This is a genomic window from Maribacter aurantiacus (genome assembly GCF_005780245.1).
Taxonomy (GTDB): domain Bacteria; phylum Bacteroidota; class Bacteroidia; order Flavobacteriales; family Flavobacteriaceae; genus Maribacter; species Maribacter flavus.
The window spans coordinates 10,878-24,175 of record NZ_VBUK01000014.1 but is presented as its reverse complement, the minus strand read 5'-3'; the positions used below and the strand labels follow the sequence as shown (position 1 = coordinate 24,175).

At 42.2% G+C, this 13,298-nt stretch carries 9 protein-coding genes and 2 tRNA genes; 6 read left to right on the top strand and 5 right to left on the bottom strand.

All coding sequences use genetic code 11. The features are described from left to right. Positions 1–141: 141 nt before the first annotated feature. Both gldJ and FEK29_RS16765 read left to right on the top strand, forming a co-directional pair. Entirely contained in the window at positions 142–1,806 is a 1,665-nt protein-coding gene (gene gldJ, locus FEK29_RS16770) for a gliding motility lipoprotein GldJ (protein ID WP_138259591.1), read from the top strand. 63 nt (positions 1,807–1,869) lie between these two features. Then, entirely contained in the window at positions 1,870–3,141 is a 1,272-nt protein-coding gene (locus FEK29_RS16765; protein ID WP_138259590.1) for a UDP-N-acetylmuramoyl-tripeptide--D-alanyl-D-alanine ligase, read from the top strand. A 37-nt stretch (positions 3,142–3,178) separates the two neighbouring features. Here FEK29_RS16765 and FEK29_RS16760 read toward each other — a convergent pair. Next, positions 3,179–3,253 (bottom strand) — tRNA-Val (locus FEK29_RS16760). A gap of 174 nt (positions 3,254–3,427) precedes the next feature. Between FEK29_RS16760 and FEK29_RS16755 the strand changes: the two genes are divergently transcribed. The 4 genes from FEK29_RS16755 to FEK29_RS16740 are packed head-to-tail and all read left to right on the top strand — an operon-like array spanning position 3,428 to position 10,549. Further along, a complete protein-coding gene (locus FEK29_RS16755) occupies positions 3,428–6,628 on the top strand; it encodes a DUF1553 domain-containing protein (protein WP_138259589.1) in 3,201 nt (1,066 codons plus the stop codon). Between the two features lie 11 nt (positions 6,629–6,639). Continuing rightward, complete coding sequence (locus FEK29_RS16750; RefSeq protein ID WP_162850223.1) at positions 6,640–8,106, top strand: DUF1501 domain-containing protein; 1,467 nt, start codon at positions 6,640–6,642, stop codon at positions 8,104–8,106. Positions 8,107–8,119: 13 nt separating this feature from the next. After that, positions 8,120–9,172 (top strand): 6-bladed beta-propeller, encoded by a 1,053-nt coding sequence (locus FEK29_RS16745; protein WP_138259588.1) that lies wholly within the window; start codon positions 8,120–8,122, stop codon positions 9,170–9,172. A gap of 15 nt (positions 9,173–9,187) precedes the next feature. After that, positions 9,188–10,549, top strand: coding sequence for a c-type cytochrome domain-containing protein (locus FEK29_RS16740; RefSeq protein WP_138259587.1), 1,362 nt, complete (start codon positions 9,188–9,190; stop codon positions 10,547–10,549). A gap of 82 nt (positions 10,550–10,631) precedes the next feature. Here the strand turns inward: FEK29_RS16740 and FEK29_RS16735 are convergent. The 4 genes from FEK29_RS16735 to FEK29_RS16720 all read right to left on the bottom strand — a co-directional run bounded on the left by FEK29_RS16735 (position 10,632) and on the right by FEK29_RS16720 (position 13,294). After that, positions 10,632–10,706, bottom strand: a tRNA-Val gene (locus tag FEK29_RS16735). A gap of 58 nt (positions 10,707–10,764) precedes the next feature. Then, a complete protein-coding gene (locus FEK29_RS16730) occupies positions 10,765–11,976 on the bottom strand; it encodes a bifunctional folylpolyglutamate synthase/dihydrofolate synthase (RefSeq protein ID WP_138259586.1) in 1,212 nt (403 codons plus the stop codon). Continuing rightward, positions 11,973–12,908, bottom strand: a complete 936-nt coding sequence (locus tag FEK29_RS16725) for a cell envelope integrity protein TolA (RefSeq protein WP_138259585.1) — start codon at positions 12,906–12,908, stop codon at positions 11,973–11,975. Before FEK29_RS16725 ends, FEK29_RS16730 begins: the two co-directional genes overlap by 4 nt. Beyond that, positions 12,908–13,294, bottom strand: a complete 387-nt coding sequence (locus FEK29_RS16720; protein ID WP_094997637.1) for an ExbD/TolR family protein — start codon at positions 13,292–13,294, stop codon at positions 12,908–12,910. The genes FEK29_RS16725 and FEK29_RS16720 overlap by 1 nt, the downstream gene beginning before the upstream one ends. Positions 13,295–13,298 lie beyond the last annotated feature (4 nt).

Below are 13,298 nucleotides of genomic sequence, written 5' to 3'. Positions count from 1 at the left end.
TTACCAAAAATATTTTAAACGATAAAATATAATAATCAAAACATCGTTTTAACCAGCAAAAGCGATAAAATTAAATTAAAATCCAAATCAAATTAGACTAGCGAACTATTAGTTTAAACAGATTGAACTCAAGTCCTAATTATGAAAAAACAGTTTATTAAAGTTGTACTCTCATGCACCGTGATTGCGGGAGGTTTTACAGTTACCAGCTGTTCCAAATCTACATCCTCCAAAAATGTGTCCAGAGCTACAGGTTGGAAGATAAATGAAAAGGAAGGTGGTTTTCAATACAATACTGACTTCAAAGAGCAAGAGACCGCTCCTGGACTAGTGTTTGTTGAAGGTGGAACTTTTACAAAGGGAAAAGTACAGGATGACGTAATGCATGATTGGAACAATACCCCTACTTCTCAACATGTTCAATCCTTCTATATGGATGAGACAGAGGTCACGAATGTCATGTACCTTGAATATTTGGATTATCTAAAAAGCGTTTATCCTCCTGAAAATCCCAAATATGCTAATATTTACAAAGGTGCCTTACCGGACACCTTGGTTTGGAGAAACAGGTTAGGTTTTAACGAAACCATGACCAACAACTATTTAAGACACCCTGCCTATGCAGAATATCCGGTAGTTGGTGTAAACTGGATCCAAGCGACCCAGTTTGCGGAATGGAGAACCGACCGAGTAAACGAAATAATGCTTGAAAGGGAAGGATATTTGGCTAAAGACGCAAAATATCAAGCTCTGAATGGAGAAGTTGCCGGAACTTTTAGTACGGAGGCTTATTTGAACAGGCCGGAATCCGTTTACAATGGTCAGATCGACTCCCTACAAGGGAAGATGAAGAAGGATAGTGTCCCTGCCTATGCAAAAAGAAGTAGCGGTATTATTATGCCAGAATATAGGCTCCCAACGGAAACGGAGTGGGAATATGCCGCACAGGCACAAGTAGGACAAAGGGAGTACAATAACTACAGAGGTAGAAAAAAATATCCTTGGGAAGGTGACTATACCAGAAACGGACAGCGAGTTGGACGTGGCGATCAATTGGCCAACTTCAAGCAAGGAAAAGGAGATTATGGCGGAATCGCCGGATGGTCCGATGACGGTGCCGATATTACCGCAGAGGTTATGTCCTACAAGCCCAACGACCTTGGTCTTTACGATATGGCCGGTAACGTAGCTGAATGGGTAGCCGATGTTTACCGACCCATAGTCGACGATGAAATAAGCGACTTCAACTACTACAGGGGAAATATCTACATGAAAACAGCCATTGGCGAAGATGGGAAAGTAAATATCCTACAGGATTCGATTGTTTACGACACGTTGCCAAATGGAAAAGTAGTTGCAGTTAACCTACCTGGTGAGATTAAAATGGTTCCTGTTGATGAAGAAGAAACCTATTTGAGGACAAACTTCTCTTCCAGTGACAATAGAGGTTACAGGGACGGTGACCCGGGATCTTCAAGATTCTTTGACAGATTTAGCGATGAGGAGGAATCTGAAGAACTATCCATGTACAACTCTCCAAAACATAAAGTTGAAAGAGATTCAGCCGGTAACCTCATCAGACAGTACGATCAGTCAAATGATAGGACGTCTTTGATAAACGATGAAGTACGTGTATACAAAGGTGGTTCATGGAGAGACAGGGCATACTGGTTAGATCCTGCACAGAGAAGGTACCTACCACAGTATATGGCAACGGATTATATAGGATTTAGATGTGCCATGTCCAGAGTAGGTTCTAAATCCAAGACAAAGAACAAAACTGTTAGAGGACAAAAAGCCAAATAATTTTTGGTATCCAAATAAGATAAAGCCCTTTGAAAAAAGGGCTTTTTTTTTATCTTCGATTTCATGAAAATAAAAGAGCTGCACAACCTTTTTTTAAATTACCCTAGCGTTTGTACGGATACCCGAAAAATCAAACCAGGAGATCTATTTTTTGCACTGAAGGGCGATAATTTCAACGGGAACGAATATGCAGGGGAAGCTTTAAAAAAAGGGGCGGCCTATGCCATTATCGATGAAGAGAAATTTTCAGGTAAGCAAAGAATCTTAGTTGCAGATGTGCTAAAAACACTCCAGGACCTAGGTACCTATCATAGAAAATTTTCCAAGGCAACAGTAATTGCCCTTACTGGAAGTAATGGCAAGACCACTACAAAGGAACTTATCAATTCCGTGCTTTCCCAAAAATACAGGACCATTGCAACTTCCGGCAACCTCAACAATCATATAGGAGTGCCATTGACCTTGCTCTCCATTAAGGAGGACACGGAGATTGCTATTGTGGAGATGGGTGCCAACCATCAAAAGGAAATCGCCTTTCTAAGTTCCATTGCGGCACCGGATTTTGGCTATATAACGAACTTTGGCAAGGCGCATTTAGAAGGTTTTGGCGGCGTGGAAGGGGTTATTAAAGGAAAAAGCGAACTATACGATTTCTTGATGGCCAATAACAAGGGGATCTTCATGAATGCCGATGACCCCATTCAAAAAGATAAGCTCAAATACTACATCAAAAAATACGGGTTTAGCACCTTCGACTCCAAATTCTATCCAATTTCACTAGTAGAATCGAATCCATTTGTAGTCGTAAATGTTGAGGAAAGCATTATCAGGACCCAACTTATTGGGGCATATAATTTCTCAAACTGTTGCGCCGCGATTATCATGGGAAAATACTTCAATGTACCATTGGAGAAAATTAAAGAAGGGCTTGAAGGTTATATTCCATCGAACAATAGATCCCAAATCATTGAAAAAAATAGTCTAAAGATTGTCCTGGATGCCTATAATGCAAACCCTTCAAGCATGTCTGCCGCTATAGAAAATTTTGCAAAAATGGCAGGAAATACTAAAGTCCTGTTTTTGGGCGATATGTTCGAGCTTGGGGAAAGCGCCCATGAAGAACATCAGAAAATAGCGGATTTGACCAAGGAACTAGGTTTCGAAAACATTTTTCTTATCGGTGAAAATTTCTACAAAGTAACGAGTGAATTCAAAAAAATGAAATCGTTCGACCAACTGAAACAACACCTTCAAACCGATAAGATTCAAAATGCCCTATTGTTTATAAAAGGTTCCAGGGGAATGGTCATGGAAAGAATTCTGGACCTTCTCTAAATTAGTCCTGGATATCAAACCAAATACAAAAAGAGAGTGGGATATACTGGATTCGAACCAGTGACCTCTGCCCTGTCAAGGCAGCGCTCTAAACCAACTGAGCTAATATCCCATTTTGGAGGGCTAAGGTACTACTAAATTTTAGTTCGATAAAGGAATAAAATCCAATTTGGATAAAATTTAAAAATCAATTTATTCCATACTTAAGAATCCAAACCAAACTTCGTTCAATGTTTTTTTCAAAAAAAAGTGTACATTTAAAGGAGTAACCTCGATTCCTATTTAGATGGATTTCAAGTATTTCGGATACTTCGTTCTTGCCTTGTTGCTCAGTGGCTGCAAGTACAATCTCCCGGAAGAATTGGAGGTTGCATATACGGACCTACCTGAAAATATTGACTTCAATTACCATGTAAAACCAATTTTGTCAGATCGGTGCTATGCTTGCCACGGTCCGGATGAAAATACGCGCAAAGGAGGATTGCGATTGGACATTGAGGAATCCGCATTTCAGATACTTCAATCGGGAAATTCCGCATTCGTAAGAGGAAATCCGGGTGATAGCGAATGTATTCAACGAATCCTAAGTGACGACCCGGAACTTCAAATGCCTCCACCGGAGTCAAACCTATCACTTACAAAAAGGGAGAAGGCCCTATTGATCAAATGGGTAGAACAAGGAGCCCAATGGAAGAATCACTGGGCGTTTCTCAAACCAATGAGCCAGGCCGTTCCTTCACGGATAAACGAGGATTGGCCGTACCAAAATGAAATAGACCGTTTTGTGCAGGCAAAACTTATAAATAAAAAATTTGTTCCCTCACCAGAGACCGAAAAGGAAAAATTGATTCGAAGGGTGACCATGGATTTGACGGGACTTCCTCCCACCCTTGAGGAAATCGATGCTTTTTTGAAAGACCCAAGTGATGATGCTTATGAAATAGTAGTGGATAGGTTGCTTCAAACCGATGCACATGCAGAACGGTTGGCCTTGGATTGGTTGGACCTTGCCAGATATGCGGATTCCCATGGACTACACGCCGATGGTGCCCGCTTGATGTGGCCATGGCGGGATTGGGTCATAAACGCTTTTAAGGACAATATGCCCTACGACCAATTTGTTACTTGGCAATTGGCGGGAGATCTTTTCCCAAATCCAACGAGAGAGCAGAAGCTGGCCACGGCGTTCAATAGAAATCACCCAATGACCGCTGAGGGTGGAGCTATTGAGGAAGAATTTAGACTAAACTATGTCTTTGACCGCACGGAAACCGTTTCCACCGCTTTTATGGGACTTACCGTAGCCTGTGCAAGATGCCATGATCATAAGTTCGACCCCATAAGCCAAAAGGACTACTTTGAAATGTCGGCTTTCTTTAATAATGTAAAGGAATTGGGAATGACCGGCGACGATGGTAATTATGGGCCTATGCTTGCTCTCCCCAATAAAAATACGGAGGCCAAGTTGAACGACCTCCAAAATGAAATTGCCAAAAAGGAAAAAGAGCTCGCCCTAACAAAAAATGAACTCGCCCAACTTGAGGAATATATCAAAACCCTACCTGATTCCTTCATTGAAACTAGAAAGTTGGATTACTATCCTTTGGACAAGCTCTCCAACTCCAATAAGGGTCATATTGCCGACCAAAATAAGAATGCTACTACGAGGGAGGCCCCAAAAGTAGTTGAAGGTATAAAAGGCAATGCTTTTCTTTTCAATGGGGAATATGACGAATTATATCTTCACAATATTCCAAATTTTGAATGGATGGATTCCTTTTCGGGAAGTCTATGGGTCCAAACCACAAAAAGGGATTCGGCCAAAACCCAGACCATCATGGGTACATCCGGGGACAAAAACAACTTTTGGCGTGGTTGGGATTTTTACTTGGATGGGGCCAATCGACTGAACGCGAGACTCATACACTCCCTACCCCATAATTATATTCATGTTAGGTCCAAGGATTCCATCAAAATTAACGAATGGAATCATGTGGCCTTCACCTATACAGGAACATCAAAAGCAAAAGACCTGAACCTGTTTATCAATGGCGAAGAGGCAGATTCAGAAATAGTTTTCGATAATTTGTATAAAAGCATAAAGACAATCCGAAGTGGGGACCATTCCGCTTACCACGCTCCGGTAAGGGTGGCAAAGAGTTACAGAGGTTTTACTGGCGAAAATGGGATTTTTCTTGGTAAAATTGATGAAATCCGATTATTTAATAGAGGCCTATCCCCTATTGAAATAAAAAGATTGGCCTCGTTACAAAACGAAACCGACACACCTCCAGTAGACAAAAAATATTGGATACAGCAAACCGATGCAGTTCAAAACCTGGAAAAGGAATTACGAACGTTACGGGCAGATTGGTTAACCGCCATGGAACCTGTCATGGAGGTAATGGTTATGGAAGAAATGCCCACAAAAAGGAAAGCCTTTTTATATGATCGTGGAAATTATGACCAACCAACCCAAGAGGTGGAAGCGAATACCCTATCCATTTTACCAGAATTTTCGGATGATTTGCCAAAAAATAGATTGGGCCTCTCAAAATGGCTATTTTCAAAAGAACACCCTTTGACCGCCAGGGTAACGGTCAATAGATACTGGCAACTACTTTTTGGGAAAGGATTGGTGGACACGCCTACGGATTTTGGTGTACAGGGATCGCTACCCAGTCATCCGGAACTATTGGATTGGTTGGCCATTTCGTTTATGGACAGTGATTGGGATGTAAGGGCCTTGCTAAAAAAAATGGTGATGTCACATACCTATAGGCAATCTTCCAAGGTATCTGAGGAATTGTGGCAAAATGACCCTGAAAACATATACCTGGCAAGAAGCAATACCTACAGGTTACCTGCGGAGCTAATACGGGACAATGCATTGGCAGCCAGTGGCCTATTGGCAACAACGGTTGGCGGGAAAAGCGTTAAACCGTATCAACCCGCCGATCTCTGGATTGAAAAAACAAGCTTTTCGCATGAACTGATGCGATACAAAGAAACCAAAGGCGATAGCCTGTACCGGAGGAGTCTCTACACATTTGTTCGACGCACACAGCCCCATCCGGCTATGATAGCTTTTGATGCCCCATCCAGAGAGGTATGCACCATATCCAGGGAAAATACCAACACACCGTTACAGGCCTTGGTCCTGTTAAACGACAAACAGTTTGTTGAAGCATCCAGGGTCTTGGCAGAAAGGATTCAAAAGGAAGCCGGGGACACTTTGGATAAACAAATAACCCATGCTTTTAGACTTGCGACAAGCCGTAGGCCCAAAAAAGAAGAATTGCAATTGTTAATAGAGTTTTACGACCAGCAAAAAAAGAGGTTTCAAAAAAATCCGACTGAAGCCACCAAACTTTTGTCCGTTGGGGATAAAATTGTCGATAATTCACTGGACATGACAAAAACCGCCGCCCTCACCATGGTGACCAATACTTTATTGAACCATGATGAGGCATATACCAAAAGATAATCCAAATAGTTATGTGCAACAACCATAATAAAAATTATACACGAAGGGATTTTTTGATCAAGACATCTTTGGGCATGGGAGCACTTAGCCTTGGTTCCCTAATGGACTCCTCATTGCTTTTTGGAAATACCCCAAAAACAGTCCAAAGAGATTTCGCAAATGGCGGAGGGGTTTTGGGTCAACCACATTTTGCGCCAAAGGCCAAACGAATCATTTATCTTTTTCAGAGTGGTGCCCCGTCACAGTTGGACCTGTTTGATTACAAACCCCTGTTGAACAAGATGCAAGGTCAGGATTTACCTGAAAGCGTGCATGGCGGACAGCGATTAACGGGGATGACCTCCGGCCAGGCCTCCCTGCCCTTGGCGGGAACCTTATCTACTTTCAATCAATTTGGGGACAGTGGGGCTTGGATGACAGACTTAATGCCGCATACTTCCAAGATAGTGGATGATCTATGCTTTATCAAATCCATGTATACGGAAGCCATCAATCACGATCCCGCCATTACCTTTATGCAAACAGGTTCCCAATTACCGGGTAGGCCCTCCATGGGTTCATGGCTTAGTTATGGTCTTGGTACAGACAACAAAAACCTTCCAGAATTTGTAGTACTCGTGACCAAAGGAAAAACGGGGGGACAACCGTTATATTCCAGATTATGGGGTAATGGATTCCTGCCTTCACAGCACCAGGGTGTACAATTTAGGGCAGGAAAAGATCCAGTGCTTTACTTAACTAATCCACCAGGTGTGGATTCCCAAGGAAGAAGGGAGCAATTGGATTACCTACAAAAGTTGGAACAATTGAACCAAAAGGATATTGGGGACCCGGAAATAATGGCACGAATGGCACAATATGAAATGGCCTTTAGAATGCAAACCTCCGTACCTGAAATTATGGATACTTCAGACGAGCCTGAATATATCTATGACATGTACGGCGAGGACAGTAAAGTACCAGGAACTTTTGCAGCTAACGCCTTATTGGCAAGAAGGTTGGCCGAAAGAGACGTGAAATTCATACAATTATATCACCAAGGATGGGACCAACACGGAAATTTGCCCAGTGCCCTAAAGAGACAGTGCAAGGATACGGACCAAGCAACGGCCGCCCTTATAACAGACCTTAAACAAAGGGGGATGCTTGAAGACACCTTGGTCATTTGGGGCGGAGAGTTTGGCCGGACCAATTACTCCCAAGGCCAATTAACGGCGACGAATTTTGGCAGGGACCATCATGGTAAATGCTTTACGATTTTTATGGCAGGTGCTGGAATAAAGGGAGGAATGACCCTAGGTGCCACGGACGAATTTGGGTTCAATATTACACAACGGCCCGTTCACATCCATGACTTTCAGGCTACAGTAATGCATTTACTGGGTATAGATCATGAACGCCTAACGTTTAAATTCCAAGGAAGAAGATATCGCCTTACGGATGTACATGGAGAGGTTGTAAAGGAAATTTTGGCCTAAAATATATCGGTATATGAAAAATAAGAGACGAATATTTATAAAAAATACGCTTGCCGCTACTACGGCAAGCATGATCGTACCAAAGGAAACTTTCGGTATTCTAAAATCCAAAAAATATATGGACGGTATTGTTGGACATGGTGATTTTATATACAAAGTGGATAAGGAATGGGGAGTTCAAGACCCTTCCAAAATACCTGTAAATGATTGCCATGAAATGGTAATGGACAGCCAGGGAAGAATATTGATGACGACTACCGGTGCAATCAATGATAACATCATCGTTTATGACACGGCTGGTAAGGTATTGACATCTTGGGGCAGGGAATTTCCCGGGGCACACGGACTTTCCATCATGGGAGAGGGAAGCGACCAATTTCTACTCATTACAGATCCGGAAACCCATAAAGTCCATAAAACAACCTTGAATGGCAGGATTATATTGACCCTGAAGCGACCTAGGGAAGTTTCAGGATATCAAAGTGATGAACAGTTCAAACCTACGGAAACGGCCATTTTACCCAATGGGGATTTCTACGTGGCCGATGGCTATGGGGAAAACTACATCATCCATTACAACGAAAAAGGCGAGTACTTAAACCATTTTGGGGGAAGCGGTAATGGGCCGGGCGAATTTAACTGTTGCCACGGAATTACCCTTGATACAAGGGACGCCTCCAACCCAACGCTTTTGATTACGTCCAGGGCGAGTCAGGAATTCAAAAGGTTCTCTCTGGATGGCAAACATTTGGAAACCATTAAGTTGCCAGGGTGCTCCATTTGTAGACCTGTCATTAATGATAATCATCTCTATTTCGCGGTGATCGTAACCAAAACATGGGACACTTGGGACGGTATGTTGGCGGTACTGGATGCAAACAATAAAGTAGTTTCCCTACCTGGCGGAAGCGCTCCAGAATATGTAAACAACATTCTGGTAGAACCTCAGTACGACGGTAGCACTTTTAGAAACCCCCATGACGTCTTGGTCGATGCGGATGGTAACCTTTATGTTCCGCAGTGGGCTTCGGGAAAGACGTATCCCATCAAACTCCATCGGGTTTAAATCCCGACCTTTAAAATGACATTGTTCCTGTTTACAGACTTTACCTATTTTTTGGGTCGGTTTCATCCTGTTTTGGTCCACTTGCCGATCGGGTTTCTTTTGCTGGCTATCTTACTGGAATGGTATCAACATATCAGAGGAAGAAAAATAGGTCAATTAATAGCCTATGCTTGGTTATTGGGCAGCCTTGGCGGCTTGGCATCCATCATTTCCGGATGGTGGTTGGGCGATACGGGATTATATCTGGAGGACGATCTGTTTTTTCATCGCTGGCTTGGAGTCTCCTTGGTGTTTATGGGTTTTATAGGCTGCTGGCTTAAAAAAAATTGGAAACGCTATGCCCCTGGAATTCAGAACACCATAAATATCCTCGTCCTATTGGTGATTTTTATAGAGGGACACTTGGGGGGAACGTTGACCCACGGACCGGACTACCTTTTGGAATATGCACCTGCCTTTATCAAAAACAAGTTTGCCGAAAAGGAATTTGGTAAAACCGATTTTTCAAACCGGGATTCCATAGTGGTTTACGAATATTTGATAGCACCTATTTTACAGGAAAAATGTTGGGCATGCCACAATGCCGAGATCCAAAGGGGACACTTAAATATGGAACACCCGGATTCACTGTTCAAGGGCGGTGAAAGTGGTCCAACTTTAATAGCCCGTATCCCTACCGAAAGTGAACTTTTTAAAAGGGTTACCCTATCCCCAAAAAGTCAAAAATATATGCCTCCCGTAGGGGAGCCCCTTACTTATACCGAAATTCAATTATTGGATTGGTGGATTACCAATGGGGCTGATTTGACAATGAAAGTTGAGGAAGGAAACGCCATAGGTCCCATAAAATCGATATTGTCTAAAAATTATGGAATCGATACCACCCCAAAACCTTGGTACGAAATGGTAAAAATAGAACCGGTGGATTCCCTTGTAATTGATAAACTCATTGATCAAGGTTTTTCGGTCAAAAAATTGGGACAAGAAAATTACCTATTGGATATCAAATACAACGACCAAGAACTAACAGAAGAAAAATTAAAATCATTGTTGGAAGTGTCCGATCATATTACATGGCTATCGTTCGCCAAAAGTAATATTTCCGATAGCCAAGTAAATTACATATCAAAATTCCCCAATCTTACCCGGCTTCAGTTGGAAAAGACCTCCCTCACCGATACAGGAATAAAACCGCTTTCGACTCTAAAGCACTTGGAGAGTATCAATCTATATGAGACCAATGTTTCGGAAAAATGTTTGGAGGACCTGTCCAAAATTTCAAGCCTAAGACGCATTTATCTTTGGAATACAGCGGCGGACAAAGAAATAATTCAGGAATTCAAAGTGAAAAACCCCGAAATGGAAATAATTTTCTAGTAAAATCAAGTAGAAGTAACTCTTTTTACAAGTAGAAACAAAAAACCCGTACAATATTAAGTACGGGTTTTTTTTTAATCCGTGGGCCCTACTGGATTCGAACCAGTGACCCCCTGCTTGTAAGGCAGGTGCTCTGAACCAACTGAGCTAAGAGCCCTAAAAGGAGTGCAAATATAGAATAGTTTTATTTACTCCAAAAGAAAAAAATAAAAAATTTAAACAACTTCTGCCACTACAAAAGTACTGCCTCCCACAAAAATAAAATCGGATTTTGTAGCAGCTTGTTTTGCTGCATTATATGCTTTTGAAACGGTATCAAAAACAGCCCCATGTAAATTATAGTCTTCGGCCATTTCCTTTAGTAAATTGGCAGAGAGACCTCTGGAAATATTCGGTTGGCAAAAGTAATAGACGGCATGGACTGGAAACATGGGGAGTATCGAATTTAAATCCTTTTCCTTTACAAAACCTAGGACTATGTGCAATGTTTCATAAACCTCTTCCATTAGCTGATCCAATACCAACTGCAATCCTTCCTTGTTATGTGCCGTATCGCATATAATCTTTGGCGCTTGTCCCAATTGTTGCCAGCGACCCATCAGGCCCGTATTTTCGATAACCTTGTGTAATCCTTTCGCAATATTTTCCTTTTGAACGTTAAAATTTGGCAACGCCGCAATGACAGCCAAAACACCTTTGATGTTCTTAGTTTGATATTTTCCTTTTAACGATGTCTGGTACGTTTCAGAAATTTCCTTTTCCGCAAATATCAATTTGGCATTCCTTTCTTTAGCTATTTGACTAAACACAGGTGCGGTTTCATCGTGATATTCACTAACGACCACAGGAACATTTGTCTTGATGATTCCTGCTTTCTCAAAAGCGATTTTAGGAAGAGTATCCCCTAGCATGTCCATATGGTCAAAGCCGATATTCGTTATCAAGGAAATTTCAGGTGTGATGATATTTGTAGAATCCAATCTTCCTCCCAGTCCTACTTCAACCACGGCAATATCCACCTGTTGTTCCGAAAAATACCGAAATGCCATACCTACAGTCATCTCAAAAAAGGATAGGTGTCGGTTATCAAAAAAATCCCGATTTTCGGAAATAAATTTTGTTACGAAGCCTTTTTTGACCGGTTTTCCATTGATCCTGATACGTTCTCTGAAATCCTTAAGATGGGGCGATGTATAAAGACCCACCTTGTATCCTGCTTCCTGTAGAATGGACGCGAGCATATGGCTGCTCGACCCTTTACCATTGGTTCCCGCTACATGGATACTTTTAAAGGTTTTGTGTGGATTCCCTAGATATTCTGAAAATTCTAGGATTCCATCCAATTTTGTGTTGAACGCAATCTTGCCCTTTTGCTGGTACATTGGAAGTTGTGCGAACATCCAATCCAAGGTCTGCTGATAGGTCACTCCCCTAATTTAAAGTTCACTACTACAAATCCGACTTGTTGACTTGGGGCATTGGAATCAAGGTTCCATTTGTGCATAAAGGCCGTTTTTCTGGCAGGTTCCAAAAGACACTTTGCTGTATTCGTTGTACCCTTCACACCTGGTTCTGCCCTAATTACATTTCCATTCTTATCAACCCAAATTTGCACTACCACTCGACCTGATTCATTGCATTCTTGAGGTACTTTTCCCTTACTTACCAAAGACCTACCGTTTAAGCCGTACCCTCCTGTTCCGCTACCCGAACCTGGGCTACCATAGTAACTAGTAGCATAAGGATCACCGTCTGGGCTGCCTTTATCACCGGCCCTGTTGTCATCGCCCTCACTCCCGGAAGCCGTTCCGTCAGATTTATTTAGTCCGCCCATAAGTTCGTCCAACTTACGTTTTTTGGCCTCCTGTTCCTGCCTGGCTTGTTCTTCGGCTTCCCGTTTTTGTTGTGCAATTCGTTCCGCTTCGGCCTTTGCTTTTTGTTCGGCGGCCTCGGCCTTTCGTTTTTGTTCCGCTGCAGCGGCATCTGCCTTTCTCTTGGCCTCTTGGGCCTGCTTTATCCTGATAGATTCCTCATCCTCTTGGGTAAGCACTTTTTCTGATGGGGCCTCCTTGACCTGTTCTTCCTGTACTTTTTCCGGAACCTTTTCAATAGCTTCCGATACTTCTTGTTTTGTAGGTTCTACCGGAGGGGTTTCCAAAGGTTCCGAACGTACGCGCTCCTTAGGTTGTACCCTTCCGCTACCAAAATCGGTCGTACCAAAATTCACGGATATTCCGGTTTCAATCGGTGGATCCATATAGGTCAGACCAATATAGAAGAGCACCAACAACAGAATGCTCAAAAGCAAGGTCGTTAGTGTTAGGGATTTTTTCTTGTGTCTCGTGTCTAAAAATGCCATTAGTTAGGCCGCACCGCCAAAATGACCTTGTAATTATTCCTATTGGCAATATCCATTACGTTTACCGCCTCTTTTATGGCAACGCTCTCTTCTGCCCTTAGGATAATCGTAGGCTTTTCTTGGCCTTCCAGTGCTTTTTTTAATTCAATTTCAATGTACTCTCCGTTAATTCTCTGGTTGTTGACAAAGTACTGTAAGTTCTTATCAATACTCACGGATACATTTTGTGTATTGGTGGACTTTCCTTTTGCCTTTGGTAACAATAAATCCAGTGCATTTGGTGAATTGGCCGTTAACATGAAGAAAATCAATAATAAAAATACGATATCCGTCATGGACGACATGCTAAAGTCTGGACTAACTTTATTCCTTCCTTTTAATTTCATATTG

What these genes read in the sequence shown, in the direction of transcription:
- gldJ (WP_138259591.1), top strand. Translation starts at nt 142, where the DNA reads ATGAAAAAACAGTTTATTAAAGTTGTACTCTCATGCACCGTGATTGCG.
- FEK29_RS16765 (WP_138259590.1), top strand. Translation starts at nt 1,870, where the DNA reads ATGAAAATAAAAGAGCTGCACAACCTTTTTTTAAATTACCCTAGCGTT.
- FEK29_RS16755 (WP_138259589.1), top strand. Translation starts at nt 3,428, where the DNA reads ATGGATTTCAAGTATTTCGGATACTTCGTTCTTGCCTTGTTGCTCAGT.
- FEK29_RS16750 (WP_162850223.1), top strand. Translation starts at nt 6,640, where the DNA reads ATGTGCAACAACCATAATAAAAATTATACACGAAGGGATTTTTTGATC.
- FEK29_RS16745 (WP_138259588.1), top strand. Translation starts at nt 8,120, where the DNA reads ATGAAAAATAAGAGACGAATATTTATAAAAAATACGCTTGCCGCTACT.
- FEK29_RS16740 (WP_138259587.1), top strand. Translation starts at nt 9,188, where the DNA reads ATGACATTGTTCCTGTTTACAGACTTTACCTATTTTTTGGGTCGGTTT.
- FEK29_RS16725 (WP_138259585.1), bottom strand. Translation starts at nt 12,908, where the DNA reads ATGGCATTTTTAGACACGAGACACAAGAAAAAATCCCTAACACTAACG.
- FEK29_RS16720 (WP_094997637.1), bottom strand. Translation starts at nt 13,294, where the DNA reads ATGAAATTAAAAGGAAGGAATAAAGTTAGTCCAGACTTTAGCATGTCG.